The 13,933-nt window shown below is 58.5% G+C and carries 14 protein-coding genes; 7 read left to right on the top strand and 7 right to left on the bottom strand.

Going from position 1 to position 13,933, the window contains the following annotated elements:
• Positions 1 to 268: 268 nt before the first annotated feature.
• Genes Q1A91_RS19285 through Q1A91_RS19275 form a run of 3 tightly spaced genes read left to right on the top strand, consistent with a single transcriptional unit; the run spans position 269 to position 3,024 of the window.
• The gene (locus tag Q1A91_RS19285) at positions 269 to 1,417 is read left to right on the top strand and encodes an amidohydrolase (RefSeq protein ID WP_299881534.1); all 1,149 of its coding nucleotides are present in this window, start codon (positions 269 to 271) and stop codon (positions 1,415 to 1,417) included.
• A complete protein-coding gene (locus Q1A91_RS19280) occupies positions 1,417 to 2,610 on the top strand; it encodes a diaminopropionate ammonia-lyase (protein WP_299881532.1) in 1,194 nt (397 codons plus the stop codon). Before Q1A91_RS19285 ends, Q1A91_RS19280 begins: the two co-directional genes overlap by 1 nt.
• 42 nt (positions 2,611 to 2,652) lie before the next feature.
• Entirely contained in the window at positions 2,653 to 3,024 is a 372-nt protein-coding gene (locus Q1A91_RS19275; RefSeq protein ID WP_299881529.1) for a cupin domain-containing protein, read from the top strand.
• Here Q1A91_RS19275 and Q1A91_RS19270 read toward each other — a convergent pair.
• From Q1A91_RS19270 to Q1A91_RS19250, 5 genes are all read right to left on the bottom strand, one after another.
• Complete coding sequence (locus tag Q1A91_RS19270; protein WP_299881526.1) at positions 3,021 to 3,809, bottom strand: arylmalonate decarboxylase; 789 nt, start codon at positions 3,807 to 3,809, stop codon at positions 3,021 to 3,023. The two genes, Q1A91_RS19275 and Q1A91_RS19270, sit on opposite strands and share 4 nt — an antisense overlap.
• Before the next feature lie 31 nt (positions 3,810 to 3,840).
• Positions 3,841 to 4,656: an ectoine/hydroxyectoine ABC transporter ATP-binding protein EhuA gene (gene ehuA / locus Q1A91_RS19265; RefSeq protein WP_299881523.1), complete on the bottom strand. Its 816-nt coding sequence runs from the start codon at positions 4,654 to 4,656 to the stop codon at positions 3,841 to 3,843.
• Positions 4,657 to 4,659: 3 nt separating this feature from the next.
• The gene (gene ehuD / locus Q1A91_RS19260) at positions 4,660 to 5,361 is read right to left on the bottom strand and encodes an ectoine/hydroxyectoine ABC transporter permease subunit EhuD (protein ID WP_299881521.1); all 702 of its coding nucleotides are present in this window, start codon (positions 5,359 to 5,361) and stop codon (positions 4,660 to 4,662) included.
• A gap of 2 nt (positions 5,362 to 5,363) precedes the next feature.
• Entirely contained in the window at positions 5,364 to 6,029 is a 666-nt protein-coding gene (gene ehuC / locus Q1A91_RS19255; RefSeq protein WP_299881518.1) for an ectoine/hydroxyectoine ABC transporter permease subunit EhuC, read from the bottom strand.
• Between the two features lie 83 nt (positions 6,030 to 6,112).
• Positions 6,113 to 6,949: a transporter substrate-binding domain-containing protein gene (locus Q1A91_RS19250; RefSeq protein WP_299881515.1), complete on the bottom strand. Its 837-nt coding sequence runs from the start codon at positions 6,947 to 6,949 to the stop codon at positions 6,113 to 6,115.
• A gap of 257 nt (positions 6,950 to 7,206) precedes the next feature.
• On the opposite strand from Q1A91_RS19250, the gene Q1A91_RS19245 reads away from it, so the two are divergent.
• Positions 7,207 to 7,656 (top strand): Lrp/AsnC family transcriptional regulator, encoded by a 450-nt coding sequence (locus Q1A91_RS19245; protein ID WP_299881512.1) that lies wholly within the window; start codon positions 7,207 to 7,209, stop codon positions 7,654 to 7,656.
• Between the two features lie 4 nt (positions 7,657 to 7,660).
• Here Q1A91_RS19245 and Q1A91_RS19240 read toward each other — a convergent pair whose 3' ends face one another.
• Together Q1A91_RS19240 and Q1A91_RS19235 are read right to left on the bottom strand one after the other, a co-directional pair.
• Entirely contained in the window at positions 7,661 to 8,833 is a 1,173-nt protein-coding gene (locus Q1A91_RS19240; RefSeq protein ID WP_299881941.1) for a Xaa-Pro peptidase family protein, read from the bottom strand.
• A 19-nt stretch (positions 8,834 to 8,852) separates the two neighbouring features.
• On the bottom strand, positions 8,853 to 9,623 hold the full coding sequence (locus tag Q1A91_RS19235) for a GntR family transcriptional regulator (protein ID WP_299881509.1): 771 nt from the start codon (positions 9,621 to 9,623) through the stop codon (positions 8,853 to 8,855).
• Between the two features lie 157 nt (positions 9,624 to 9,780).
• Between Q1A91_RS19235 and Q1A91_RS19230 the strand changes: the two genes are divergently transcribed.
• The 3 genes from Q1A91_RS19230 to Q1A91_RS19220 are packed head-to-tail and all read left to right on the top strand — an operon-like array spanning position 9,781 to position 13,862.
• Positions 9,781 to 10,650 (top strand): phytanoyl-CoA dioxygenase family protein, encoded by an 870-nt coding sequence (locus Q1A91_RS19230; RefSeq protein ID WP_299881506.1) that lies wholly within the window; start codon positions 9,781 to 9,783, stop codon positions 10,648 to 10,650.
• Complete coding sequence (locus Q1A91_RS19225; RefSeq protein ID WP_299881503.1) at positions 10,647 to 11,417, top strand: Asp/Glu racemase; 771 nt, start codon at positions 10,647 to 10,649, stop codon at positions 11,415 to 11,417. The genes Q1A91_RS19230 and Q1A91_RS19225 overlap by 4 nt, the downstream gene beginning before the upstream one ends.
• A 12-nt stretch (positions 11,418 to 11,429) precedes the next feature.
• Positions 11,430 to 13,862, top strand: coding sequence for an FAD-dependent oxidoreductase (locus Q1A91_RS19220; RefSeq protein WP_299881500.1), 2,433 nt, complete (start codon positions 11,430 to 11,432; stop codon positions 13,860 to 13,862).
• The last annotated feature ends 71 nt before the right edge of the window (positions 13,863 to 13,933 follow it).

Genomic DNA, 13,933 nt, shown 5'->3' with positions numbered 1-13,933 from the left:
CGATCGGGCGGAAATCGGGGGTTTCGCGCATCGTAGGATCTAGTGATCCAAGGCGGCAGTATCCCTTGAGTTTTTCCTCTCCGGCACCGCATATTCACCGCCTCAGATCAACGCAGAGAGCGGAAATGGACAGAACGGCATTGCAACTTATGGAAAGCGTCGAGAAGATGAAGAAACGCGAAGGATTTCATCGCCGATCCGCGATCTTTTGATGATAAATCCTGCTCATTCGGCCTAATGTCATACGGAAATCATACAAGAGACTAAGATGGATTCTTTTCAGAGCGGTTTGACCGACCTGCGCCGGTCCTTTCACCGTGATCCGGAGGTTGGATTTGACGAAGTACGCACCAAAGCCAAGGTGGCGCACCACCTGCGCGCGCTTGGCGTGGAAGTGCATGAAGGCGTCGGCGTTGTCGGCGTTCTGCGGTCCGGCGGTGGCAATCGCACCATCGGCCTGCGCGCCGATATGGATGCGCTGCCCCTTCAGGAGATCAGCACCCACGATTATGTTTCGCAGAACGCCGGCGTGATGCATGCCTGTGGCCACGACGGACATATGACGATGCTCTTGGGGGCGGCGGAACTCCTGACCAATGATCCTGACTTTGACGGCAAGGTCGTCTTTGTCTTCCAGCCCAACGAAGAACATGGGCTGGGCGCGCAGGCGATGATCAACGACGGCCTTCTGGAACAGTTTCCACTGGACGAAGTCTATGCCATCCACAACCTGCCCGGTGCGCCAGTGGGCGAAGTGTCTACCCGCGCAGGTCAAATCTGCGCGAGTGAGAGCCTGTTCGAGATCGAGATCACAGGGCAGGGCGGCCATGCCTCCATGCCGCAGGTCGGTGTTGATGCGATCACGGTCGGCGCGGAAGTGGTGCTGGCGTTGCAGACCATCGTCTCGCGGAAGCTGGCCCCCGGTGCCGGGGCGGTTGTGTCCGTGACGGAGTTTCTGACAGATGGGCAGCGGAACGTCCTGCCGGGCACAGCGATCCTGAAAGGCGACGTTCGGGCACGGCTGCCACAGGACAGGGCGGACGTCGAAGGCTTCATGCGTCAAATCGTCGATGGCATTGCGGCCGCGCACGGTGTACGCGCCAGGACGACGTTCAAGACGGAGTTTATCGAAACCATCAATGCCCCCGGACCGACCGACGCCGTGGTTCAGGCCGCAAGAAGCGCGGGCCTCGCGGCGACCGGCAACCGTCCCCCGATGAGCTTCTCCGAAGACTTCGCCCATTTCTGCGCGGCGGTTCCGGGGTGTTTCCTGCTTCTTGGAAATGGCACCGAACCCCCGTTCAGCCAACCGCTGCATGCCGCTGACTATGATTTCAACGACGCGCTTCTTCCCCTTGGTGCCGCCTTTTGGGCGCAGCTTGTGAAAGACCGCCTGCCAAAACGAAAGACCACATGATGAACACTCTCCTCCCCAACGCGCACATCCGGCACGTCGCTGCAAAACGAACTGAGGGAGATGCCGCGCATCGTGTCCTGACAGCCGAGAGTTTTGCGACCGCACAGCAGGAAATCACGGCATGGGACGGCTATGCGCCGACGCCGCTTGTCTCCCTTTCTGCAATCGCCAGCCAGATCGGCGTAGGTGAGATCCTCTATAAGGACGAAGGCCCACGGTTTGGGCTTGGCAGCTTCAAGGCATTGGGTGGATCCTATGCCGCCCTTCGGGTGCTGCAGCGCGAGATTTCCAAACGCCTGGGCAAGGATGTGTCCCTTGCCGACATCCGTAACGGGGTCTACGCCGATGCCTGCGCGGCGATCACGCTTGTGTCCGCAACCGATGGCAATCACGGACGGTCGCTTGCCTGGGGGTGCAAACGTTTTGGCGTGCCCTGCCGCATCTATATCCATGCCGAAGTCAGCGAAGGCCGTGCCAAGGCCATGCGTGATCTGGGCGCCGAAGTTGTGCGGATTGACGGGGATTACGACGAATCCGTCGTGGTCTCCAAGACAGAAGCTGAGAAAAACGGCTGGTTCGTGGTTTCTGATACCTCCTGGCCCGGTTATTCACTGCCGCCCTGCGATGTGATGAGCGGCTACGGCGTCATGGTTCAGGAAATCTCCGACGCACTTGATCAGGCGCCGACACATGTGTTCCTGCAAGGCGGCGTCGGCGGGTTGGCCGCCGGGGTGATTGCAGCGCTGCGGCAGTATTGGGGCGATGCCTCCCCCCGCGCGATCATTGTCGAGCCTGAACTTGCCGCATGCCTGTTCGAAAGCTCAAAGACCGGTGCGGCAACAAAGGTCGACATTGCCGAAGAAACCCTGATGGCTGGATTGTCCTGCGGCGAACCCTCGGGCCTTGCTTGGGAAATCCTTGCTGAGGAAGCCACCGACTACCTGACGATCCCGGAAGCATTGGTTGCCCCGACCGTCCGGTTGCTGGCCAACCCAATTGGCAGTGATACGGCAATCGAAGCGGGGGAGAGCGCTGTTGCGGGTCTCGCTGCCTTGATCACGGCGATGGGGGATACGTCCCTTGCTGACAAGCTTGGTCTTACTTCCACGTCGCGGGTTCTGTTGATCGGGTCCGAAGGTGTGACGGATCAGGCCATATTCGACATGATCATGCAGGGTAACGAGGCCGCCTGATGGTGTGAGGACAGACCTGCACGAAGATGCGGAGGCACAGACATGTCAAAGTACAAACCCGGAGACGATGTCGGGCCGCTGGACTTCTGGTCCTTTGACGCGCCGGAAAGCGATTACGTAATCGCGAAAGGCACGCCAAAGACCTATGGCCGCATTGATGCAGGCGGTCCGGGGCACACGACGCGCTATGGCATTTGGCATTGCACAAAGGGCGCGCTCACCTGCACCGAACAGGGCGACGAACTGTTTACTGTCCTGTCTGGAAAGTGCCGACTGATCCAGCATGACACCGGGGACGCCATCGACCTTGGACCGGGCGACACTCTGTTTGTTCGGGATGGCCAAAGGGTGACCTGGGACGTCAGCGAAGACATCACCAAGGTTTTCTTCGGCCACAAGGCAGAAGGGTACTAAGGTAATAGATCTGTGCCGGGCTGATCAAACAACTGGCCAAAGCCTGTGAGCTTGTCGGCAATGCCCGCCCGCCGCAGGCAGCTCCAGAATTGTGCCTGATTGGAGGTGATCACGGGCTTACCGATGATCTGTTCAATCTCATCCGCCACTTCCAGCGCGCGGATGCCACCGCAGGACAAAAAGACCGCGTCGGCATCGGGCTGATCGATCTGGATGGCAAACTCTTTCCAAAAGGCAGGGGTAACTTGCCCGAACTCAATCCCCGTTTCCAGATTGAGGCCCTGAATATCGAGGATCTCGAAACCCTTCTGAACAAGGAATTCTGCCTCGGCTGTGTTGATCTCATCGAGATAGGGCGTGCCCACCACCAGCCTTTGCGCACCCACGGCCCGCAAGGCATCAACCACGCCTGTCACAATGCACATCGGCCTTGCCCATGGCGCGCCCTCTTGGATGGCTTCAAACACAGCCTCTTCGCCGTTGACGATGGACCCGCTTGTACAGCCATAGCTGACCACTTCGGGTTTCATGTCCGGCTGCAACCGCGATGCGGCGTCGGCCATGTGTTCAATGTGCCGGGCAAGCGTTTCACGGGTGGTGTAGTCTTCGGTCTTGAGCCGGGTGATGTGAATACCAACCCCCGGCGGGGCCATGTCAAAGAAGTCCTGCTCGCTCGCCAAATCGGTCGACATCAGGATGAACCCAAGCTGCGCGCGATCATGGCGCCCGTTGTCCAGAACAGGGTTCCAGACCTTGGACGTGACTTCGTCACCGGCTTTGAACATTCGAACGCCCTCCGAAAGTGGGGATGAAAGATCAGATGGCTTCTTTGACCGCGCTCAGGAATTGCTGCGTGCGCTCGCGTTTCGGGTTCCCGAACAACTCGGCGGGTGGCCCTTGCTCTTCGATCTTGCCACCGTAGAAAAAGCAAACCCGATCCGAAATATCGCGGGCGAAACCCATCTGGTGTGTCACCATCAACATGGTCAGGTTGTGTTCCGATACCAGTTTGCGAATAACATTGGTCACCTCCCCAATCACTTCCGGGTCAAGCGCCGAGGTTACCTCGTCAAACAACATCACTTTGGGGCGCATCGCCAAAGCGCGGGCAATCGCGACACGCTGCTGCTGACCGCCGGACAGCCGCGAGGGGTGTTGGTCCTTTTTATCGACCATGCCCACCAGTTCGAGCAGTTCCTCACCCCGGTCGCGCGCCTCGGCCTTGGACAGGCCAAGAACCTGCACCGGCCCTTCCATGCAATTCTGGATCGCCGTCATATGCGGGAACAGGTTGAAATGCTGGAAACACATGCCGATGTCGCTGCGCCGGGCCCGTAAATGCTTGTCAGTTGCGGGCACCAACTTGCCGCCCTTCTCCATGTGCGTGAGCGGTTTGCCATCGACATAGATGACCCCGCCGTTGATCTGTTCCAACGTCATCAACATCCGCAAAACGGTTGTTTTGCCCGACCCGGACGGGCCGATCACCGATACCATTTCACCGGCGGCAACATCCAGATCAAGGTCATCCAGAACCACCAGTGATCCATAGGCCTTGCGCACTTTCCTGAAGCTGACCATTGGACTGTTCTCCCCATCAATCCTGAGGGGGAAACCTGACAAATCTTCCATTTCTTACATTCCCAGTTTGCGGCGCACGAAACCTTCAAATGCGCGAATAAGGCCTGCGGCAGGCAGCGACAGCGCCAGAAAGATCACACCAACGATGGTGTATGCCTCCAGATAGCGCCATGTTTCTGAACCGATGGCATTTGCCGTATGGATCAACTCGGCAACGCCGATGACTGACAGCATGGGCGTGTCCTTGAAGATCCCGACAAGATAGTTGCCCAGTCCCGGAATGGCGGGCGGGATCGCTTGCGGGATGATCAGGCGTTTGTAGGTCTGCGCGGTGGTCATGTTCAAAGCAGTTGCCGCTTCCCATTGACCCTTTGGCACAGAATCCAGCCCGCCGCGGTAAACCTCGGACAGATAGCACGAATAGTGCAGACCGATGGCGATCATCCCCGAGACCCACGGGCTCAGCGTGATGCCGAACTGTGGTCCCACGTAGAAGATGAAGAAGATTTGCAGCAAAAGCGGGGTGGAGCGGACAAATTCAACGAATTCGCGCACCACAAAGGTCAGAACCCGGCTCTGGCTTCGCTGGGCGAGGGCAAAGACCAGACCGAGCACAAGGGCAATGAGATAGCCCGCAGCGGCCGCGATCAGCGTGTTGCCTGTTGCCTCGATCAGGCGCGGCAGGATTTCCCAGGTGTAATCCCAGCGCCAGTCAAACTTCGGGAACCATTCGTCCATGAACAACCAGTCAAACATGGTTATGTCCTTCCCAGTTTGCGGGCCATGAAACCTTCAAGCCAGCGCATGAAAGGGGTCAGCAGAAAGCGCGCCAGAATATAGTAGATGACTAGGGCAGTGCCGAAGATCTGCGCTGACAGATATGTGCTGGCGTTGATCTGTTTGGCCTGAAACATCAGGTCGGTGACAGAAATCAATGAAACCAGAGCTGTCCCTTTGAGGATTTCGACCATCAGATTGCCCCATGCCGGGAGCATGTTCACCAAGGCTTGTGGCAGGATGATACGCCACATGCGGCGGGCCGGGCTCATGTTGATGGCCGTGGCCGCTTCCCACTGGCCTTTCGGCACGGACATGATGCCGCCCCGCACAAGCTCTGCGCCATAGGCACCTGCATTCAGGCCGATGGCCACCCACCCGGCGGTGAATTTCTCAAGCGTTATACCAAAGAGCGGCAGGACGAAGAAAATCCAGTAAAGCTGTACCAGAAGCGAGGTGCCGCGAAATATCTCGATGTAGACAACTGCGGATCCCTTGATCGCCCTGTTCGGGGACATTTTCATCAAGCCAAACACAAGCGCCAGACCCACGGTCAGAATGGCGCCAAGCAGGAATTGAGCGGCAGTTACTCCCGTGCCTGACATCAGGCGCGGCCAGTAAAGGCTCAGAAATTCAAAGAAGCTCATGAGGAATGCCCAGAAATGATGGTGTTACGCAATGCGGCAGGCCCCCGGTGGGGCCTGCCATTTGGTCCGTTGGCGGACAGAACTCAGCGGTTGGCGCAGGCCCATTCCGCCGTCACGTCACCAGGCAAGTGAACGCTTGTGTACTCATGCTCACCGACGACCGCCATCATTTCGTCCGTGCCGATGTAGGCACCGAGTGCTGTGTTGAATTCAGCAAGGAAGTCTTTGTCTTCATGTCGAAAACCGATCCCGGCAAAGTTCTTGCTCCATTCTTCCATCTGCGATGAATCCGCCAGTTCGATTTCCGCGTGATCCGCTGCTAGATGCTGCGCTTCAAAGTCGGTCAGGACCGCAGCATCTGCGCGGCCTGCCTTCATCGCCGCGACCATTTCTGTCGGGCCGGGAACCTGCATGATGTTGCTGTCCGCGATCCCTAGGTTCTGGGCTGCTTCAACGGTGTTGTATCCCGCGCCCGTCACCATGATATGGCCACCATCAAGAATGTCGGTGTAATTGTTGATGCCTTTTGGGTTGCCTGCGGCAACCAAGATACCATCGCCAGATGCGGCAACCGGTTCGGAGAAGGACACGTTCTCACAGCGGGAGCCGAGGATGTACATGCCGCCCGTAATCATATCGAAACGCTCTGCTTTCAGGCCCGGGATCAGACCACCCCAGTCGGTGACGACGGCTTCGACGTTTGTGAGCCCCATTTTGGCAAGCGTCTGGATCGCGATGTCATTTGTAAATCCATCTGCATTGCCTTCCTCATTCGGATATCCCCAAAGCGGAATGTTTGCGAAGCCGATGCGGATTGTCTCGCCGGCGTCGATGCGATCCTGCAAGGGGCCTGCCAAGGCTGCCGTTGCCGTTGCGATGACAGCGATGCCGCCTGCGATAAGGGTATTCTTGAGTTTCATGGACTTTGTTCCTCCGTGCCATTGTTGTGTGTGACGTCCGCCAAACCGGCGACGTTCGTTTTTGATCTTGTGTACGCGCGCGCTGTAGTGGGGGGGGGGCTTCTGCCGCAGTGTTCGGTGCTACACAGGTTTTCAGAGTTCCTCCCCCCGACGAATAAGTTCCACTTTAGAAGCCATCAGGGATGAAATTCGTCAAAATATCCGACATCGCGACTAAATGTGTTGCGTGGCGCTTATATGATGACGTAAATCAGCGCATGGATGACAAAGACCTTGAGATACTGAAACTGGTTCAAAGCGATGCCCGACTGACAGCGGAAGCGATTGGTTTTGAGATCGGGCTATCGCCACCGGCCGTGCAGAAACGCCTGAAAAAGCTGCGTGAAACCGGCGTGATCGAGCGGGAGATCGCAGTTCTTTCGGCCGAAAAACTGGGTCGGGGCATGACGGTGATCGTTCAGGTCATGCTCGAACGCGAGAGCCGCAGGCATCTTGACGAATTCAAACGCCGGATGCGCACCGCCCCGGCGGTTCAGCAGTGCTACTATTCGACCGGAGAGGCCGATTTCATTTTGGTCGTGATCGTTCAGGACATTGCCGAATACGAGGAATTTACCCAGGAATACTTCTTCGATGAGTCAAACGTCAGCAAGTTCACCTCCTCCATCGTCATGGACCGCGTGAAGGTGTCACTGGATATCATCTAGGGGCCTACTTTAAGACCAAAAGCTCCGGCGCCGCGCGGGTGGAAAGCAACTGTGCCGCACCCTTGCTCACAACGATGTTTTCCTCGTGCACCATCATCTGCCCGTTACCATAGCTCAGCGATGGTTCGATGGTCAGCACCATGTTTTCTTTCAGCTCTGTCTTATCAAAAGCGGCATGGGAGGGCTGTTCGGTCAATTGCATGCCCAGCCCATGTCCCAGGCGCCCGATATCGCCGCCGGAGCTGTCCATTTCAGCGATAACCGCTGACATCGCCATGAACAGATCACGGCAGCTATTGCCGGGCTTTGCCGCGTCAATCCCGGCCTGCGTGGCGCGCCACAGCACGTCATAGGCGCGTTTGGCGTCATCGCCGACATGTCCGATGGCCCAGTTGCGATCAAAATCGCAGAAGTATCCGTCCCAGGTGCAGCCTGTGTCCAGCATCAGCACATCGCCGATTTGCAGCGGCCTCCGCGACGGGGGAGAGATCACGTCGGCATAGCCGCCCTGATCAGCGGCACCGACAAGATAGGGCACGTCGTCCGCACCATTCCCGATCGCGGTCAGGCGGAATTGGCGGAACACGTCTTCCAACGGCATCCCTGCGTGAATGACCTCCGGCACTTTGGCAAACGCCGCTGAACCGATGGCGCAGATATGCGCAAGTTTTTCGATCTCGGCGGCGGATTTGACCATGCGCAGCCCTTGGACAAGGCCGGTCACATCGGCAATCTCAAGTCCCGGCAGCCCGGCCATCAACCGTTCCCAATCTCCCAGCGGCATCTGCAACTTGGTCTCGTGCCCCTTCATCACGCCGATTTTGGCCCCCGTTTTGGACAAGGGACCCAGAAGGTCTGTGAGCAGGCTGATCCCATCGTCCTGCGGGGCAGGGGCGCTCCATGTGCGAATGTCATCTATCCAGCTGCGGCGCATCAGTTCGGCCCCGATTTCGGGGATCACAGCAACCGGTTTGCCCTGCGCAGGCACAAAAACGAACCAGGGGCGGGTCGGGCTTTGCCAGAACAACGTCTGAAACCCGGTGAAATAGCGCACGTCCTGCTCGCTCATCAGCAACATGCCGGCGAGGCCCGACGCCGCCATTGCCACCTGTGCCTTGGCCGTGCGGGCGCTGAATTCGGCGTGATTGAATCCCCGCTCAGGGGCGCGCGCGTTCATGTTCATTTCGCTCTGTCCTTCAAACCTTGCCGACACTGCGCCCGGCAACAATCGCATGGGCCGAAAATTCGGCCATCTCTCCGCGCCAGACCTGATGGCCAAAGCAGAACGGCACGCCCGCTTCGTCGCGGATCACCTGTTCCAGCTCGATCACGGTGTGGGTGTTGGAAATGCTCAAGAGCTGCGCTTCGTCGGTCTTTACGCCGCGCATTCGGATGACGATATCGCCGGTGCTGGCGGTCGTGGCAAAGCTGCTCTCAAGGATCTGCGTGGTCGACTGGCGCAGATCGTAGTGCAGGAAACCGGGAAACCGGTCGGCAACCAGATACTCTGTTTCGATAAAGATCGGATGGCCGCCTGAATGAAAAAGGCGGGTGTAGGCGATGATTGGGCTGCCCACGGGCTGTTCGAAAAGGGCGGCCAACTTGCCGTCTGCGACTGTTTCGACCGTCTCGACAACTTCGATCTTGAGGTCAACATCATCGGCCTGTGCCGTGCTGACGAAGCTGACCATGTTGCTGACATTGTATTTGAGCCGCTGCGGCGACACAAAACGCCCGCGTCGGTCGGCGCTGTAGACCAGCCCTTCGGTTTCCAAGGCTTCCAGCGCCCGGCGTCCCGTCATCCGGCTGACGTCATATTGCTCAGACAGGCTGCGCTCAGACGGGAGGATATCGTGTTCCTTCAAGGCACCCGTTGCGATCTGGCCCCGGATTTCATCGGCAATCTGCACAAAGCGGGGACGGGACGATGGATCGCCCCGGCCGTCCTTGCTTCGCTGCTTGTCCAACAAACTGCGCTCCCTCGAATCGTCGGTCAGCGAAATGCTATTTGGTATATACCAGAGTGATCAAGCGTTTTGTTTTGTGTTGACAGATCTCGATCCTTTCCTGTTAACTTCATCAAACACATCTGGTATATACCAGTTTATACAGAAGGAATTCGACATGGACTTTTTGACGCAAGAACAGAAAGACACCTTCTGGCGCGATGGTGTGATTGTCTTGGAAGACGCCGTCAGCGCAGGCGAACTGGATGACCTGCGCGCCGAATTTGCACGTTGGGTCGATGAAAGCCGCGCCTATGACGACGACTACGGAGAGACCCTTGATGGGCGCCCTCGTTTTGATTTGCAGCCCGGACATACCGCGGCCACGCCCGGTCTGCGCCGCGTGCAATCGCCCGAAGAGGTTTCAACCGTCTTTGCAAACATCATGCGCAACGCCGCCACAGTCGATTTCTGCGCCGCACTCATCGGACCGGCCATCCGGTTTCACCACGGCAAAGTGAATTCAAAACTGCCGGGTACAGCGACGCAGGTGAAGTGGCATCAGGACTTTCCGTTTGAGCCGATGACAAATGACGACATGATCACAGCATTGCTGTTCATCGATGATGTCACGTTGGAAAACGGACCGCTGGAGGTGCTGCCCGGCACCCACAAGGGACCAATCCATTCCCATTGGCATGACGGTGTGTTCACCGGTGCCGTGGATGAAGCGATCATTGATGTTCAGCGGGACAAGATCGTCAAATGCACGGGCAAGGCTGGTTCCGTTTGCCTGATGCACGCCAATCTGCTGCACGGTTCTGCGCCGAACCTGTCTGAGAAATCCCGCACCCTCTACATCACGACCTACTATGCCGAGGACGCGATTGAACTCAGCCCGAACCATCTGCCCAGCAGATTCACGCACGAACTCGTTCGCGGTGAGGAAAGTGGCCGTGTGCGATGCACGCCATACGAAATGGCTTTGCCTGCCGTGCCGAAGGGAACATCTTTCTTTGCACAACAGGAAGGGGCGGATGCGGGATGACTGGCGCGGTCGAGACGCTCCAATTCCGCACCGATGAGGGCCTCGGCGCGCGGGCGCGTCTGGGGCTGATCGTGTTGCAAACGGACCAAACCATCGAACACGAATTCGCGCAGATGCTGGGGCCGGAGAAGGACGTGGCCCTTTACGCCGCGCGCATTCCGAATGCGATGGAAGTGTCCCCCGGTACCCTGCGCCAAATGGCGATTGATCTGCCGAACACCGCAGCACTTTTGCCTGAACCGTTCGGATTTGACGTGGTGGGCTATGCCTGTACCTCGGGTGCGACCATGATCGGTGAGGAACGGGTCGACAGCCTGATCCGCGGGGTTCATCCACAAGCAAAGACGACCAATCCAATCAGCGCCACCAAAGCGGCAATGGCTGCACTTGGGCTGAAACGCATCGCACTGGTCACGCCCTATCCAGTGGATGTCACGCTTGAGATGCAGACCAACCTGCAAAACGCCGGGTATGAAACCACTGCGGTTGCGACCTTTGGCCAATCCGATGATTTCACCGTCGCGCGCATCACTGGCGACAGCATCTTGCAGGCGGTCCGGCAGATCGGAGCGCGGGATGATTGCGAAGGGGTCTTTGTGTCGTGCACCAGCTTGCGCGCCTTGCAGATCATTCCCCAAGCCGAGGCTGCCATCGGCAAACCCGTCATCTCCAGCAATCAGGCGCTGGCCTGGCATATGATGCGCCTTTCTGGCCTTGAGGCTGGCCCCCAAAACGCAGGGCGCCTTTTTGCGGCCCCGCTCACCTAGACAGGAATCTGCATGAACAAATCTCTCCCCAGCCACGCACAGGTGGTGATCATTGGCGGCGGCATTCACGGCTGTTCGGTGGCCTACCATCTGGCAAAAGCGGGCTGGAAGGACGTCATCCTGCTGGAGCGCAAGGTTCTGACCAGCGGCACAACTTGGCATGCCGCCGGGCTTGTCGGGCAATTGCAGGGCAGCCATGCCACCACGGCCTTCGCCAGCTATGGCGTGGAGCTGATGCAGGAAATCGAAGCCGAAACAGGCCAGAACCCCGGCTTTCGGCAATCCGGTTCCATCTCAATCGCGGTCAACGAAGAACGGCTGGCAGAGTTGAAACGCAAGGCCGATTTTGCCTCCCTGTTCGGGATCGAAGCGCATTACCTTGAGACGGCCGAGATCGCGGAGCGCTGGCCGCTGATGAATGCCGACGGTGTCTTGGGCGGTATCCACATGCCGTCCGACGGGTCCGCCAACCCCATTGATCTGACACAGGCCCTTGCCAAGGGCGCGCGAATGTATGGCGCGACGATCCGGGAAGGCATCAAGGTCGAAGAAGTTCTGACGGAGGGCGGCAAAGTCACCGGCGTGCGCACGGATGAAGGCACGATCACCGCAGATGTCGTCGTCAATTGCGGTGGCATGTGGGCACGTGAGCTGGGCCGCAAGAACGGTGTCGCTGTACCGCTTCATGCCTGCGAACACTACTACCTTGTGACCGAACCGATCCCCGATCTGCCCAGCGATCTGCCGGTGCTGCGCTCCTATTGTGACGGCACCTACTGGAAAGAAGACGCAGGCAAACTGCTGTTCGGCTTCGCGCATTTCCATGCCAAAGCCTGGGCAAAGGACGGCATCCCGGAGAGCTTCGAATTCGACAGCCTGCCCTTTGTCGAAGACGACGTGATGGAAGTGCTGGAACTCAGTATGAACCGCGTGCCCATTCTCCAGGAAACGGGCATCCGGACGTTCTTCAACGGGCCGGAAAGCTATTCCCACGACGGTCGTTTCACCCTGGGTGTGGCGCCGGACCTCAAGGGATACTATGTTCTGGCTGGCGTGAATTCGACCGGCATTCAATCCGGCCCCGGTGCGGGCAAGGCGCTGGCTGACTGGATCATGGCAGGCCATCCACCGATGGATCTGGCCGAGATGGACCCGGCCCGGATCGAAGACTGGCAGTCCCGCGATCCCTATTTGCGGGAACGTTGCCCGGAAACGCTGGTGCTGACCTACGCGATGCATTGGCCGGGGCGCCAACGGACCAGCGCCCGTGGCCTGCGCCGCACGCCGTTCTATCATGCCATGAAAGCAAAAGGCGCCGTCTATGCCGAGGCGCAGGGATGGGAACGCCCGGGCTGGTTCGCGCCTGAGGGCGTCACGCCCGAGTACGATTACTCCTTTTTCCGGCCCGGTTGGTTCGATCACGCCCAAGCCGAACAAAAGGCCGCCCGCGAAGGCGTGGCGATGATCGACTACTCCATGCTGGGCAAGCTGATCGTCGAAGGACCGGATGCACTGAACTTCCTGCAACGCATCTGCACCAATGACATCGACGTGCCTGTCGGCAGGGTGGTCTATTCATTGATGCTGAACGAACGCGGCGGCATTGAAAGCGACGTCACCGTGGCCCGCCATGGAGCGGACAGCTTCATGGTCATGTCCTCAATCTCGCACACCCGCCGCGACCGCGATCACCTGCAAAGACACGTTCTGGGCGCCGAAGACCTCCGCTTGCGCGATGCCACATCCGGATATGCCGTTTTGTCGGTCGCTGGCCCCAAGTCGCGCGATCTCTTGGCTGCGGTCAGCGACCTTGACCTGTCGGATGCGGATTTCCCGTTCAACAGCCTGCAACATTTCCACATTGGTCACGCGCCTGTTTTTGCACAGCGCCTGTCCTACACTGGCGAGGTGGGATGGGAGATATTCATCACGCCCGACTTTGCAGAGCATGTGTTTGAGACACTCTGGTTGGCGGGCGAGCCCCTTGGCCTGCAACTGGTTGGCGGTGAAGCCCTGAATGCGCTGCGGATCGAGAAAGGCTTCCTGCATTGGGGGCATGACATGTCCTATACCGAAGCACCTCATCAGGTCGGATTGGGCTTTGTTTGCAAGCCCAACAAGGCGATCCCCTTCATCGGGCGGGATGCCTTTGTCAGCCGCAAGGCAAATGGAAAAGGCCCCTTCTTGTGTCATGTCAAACTGCAAGATGCAGGCCCCCTGCTGCACCACAATGAACCTGTACTGAAAGACGGAGAAGTCGCCGGCTACGTCGCAAGCGGTGCCTATGCCTATGCACAGGGTTCTGCGATCGGGACCTGCTTTATCAACACAGATGACCGGGCTGCGATCCCGGACGGGACATATGCCGTCATGGTCGAAGGTCAGGCCATTCCCGCGACCGTCAGTTTGCGCCCATTCTCCAAGACCCAACTGTCAAACTCATGACACAGCGCCTCAAAAGGCGCCCGCGGATCTGAGATGAGCGATACCCTCGGTGCCCGCCCGTTCTGAAGGTT

This window comes from uncultured Sulfitobacter sp. (genome assembly GCF_947500075.1).
Classification (GTDB): domain Bacteria; phylum Pseudomonadota; class Alphaproteobacteria; order Rhodobacterales; family Rhodobacteraceae; genus Sulfitobacter.
This window is presented reverse-complemented; position numbering and strand designations above follow the sequence as displayed.

Bases quoted from the DNA above. Each gene is read 5' to 3' on its own strand.
- Q1A91_RS19270 (WP_299881526.1), bottom strand. From the start codon at position 3,809: ATGTTCAAAGCCGGTGACGAAGTCACGTCCAAGGTCTGGAACCCTGTT.
- Q1A91_RS19280 (WP_299881532.1), top strand. From the start codon at position 1,417: ATGAACACTCTCCTCCCCAACGCGCACATCCGGCACGTCGCTGCAAAA.
- ehuD (WP_299881521.1), bottom strand. From the start codon at position 5,361: ATGTTTGACTGGTTGTTCATGGACGAATGGTTCCCGAAGTTTGACTGG.
- Q1A91_RS19225 (WP_299881503.1), top strand. From the start codon at position 10,647: ATGACTGGCGCGGTCGAGACGCTCCAATTCCGCACCGATGAGGGCCTC.
- Q1A91_RS19285 (WP_299881534.1), top strand. From the start codon at position 269: ATGGATTCTTTTCAGAGCGGTTTGACCGACCTGCGCCGGTCCTTTCAC.
- ehuA (WP_299881523.1), bottom strand. From the start codon at position 4,656: ATGGAAGATTTGTCAGGTTTCCCCCTCAGGATTGATGGGGAGAACAGT.
- Q1A91_RS19275 (WP_299881529.1), top strand. From the start codon at position 2,653: ATGTCAAAGTACAAACCCGGAGACGATGTCGGGCCGCTGGACTTCTGG.
- Q1A91_RS19230 (WP_299881506.1), top strand. From the start codon at position 9,781: ATGGACTTTTTGACGCAAGAACAGAAAGACACCTTCTGGCGCGATGGT.
- Q1A91_RS19240 (WP_299881941.1), bottom strand. From the start codon at position 8,833: ATGAACGCGCGCGCCCCTGAGCGGGGATTCAATCACGCCGAATTCAGC.
- ehuC (WP_299881518.1), bottom strand. From the start codon at position 6,029: ATGAGCTTCTTTGAATTTCTGAGCCTTTACTGGCCGCGCCTGATGTCA.
- Q1A91_RS19220 (WP_299881500.1), top strand. From the start codon at position 11,430: ATGAACAAATCTCTCCCCAGCCACGCACAGGTGGTGATCATTGGCGGC.
- Q1A91_RS19245 (WP_299881512.1), top strand. From the start codon at position 7,207: ATGGATGACAAAGACCTTGAGATACTGAAACTGGTTCAAAGCGATGCC.
- Q1A91_RS19250 (WP_299881515.1), bottom strand. From the start codon at position 6,949: ATGAAACTCAAGAATACCCTTATCGCAGGCGGCATCGCTGTCATCGCA.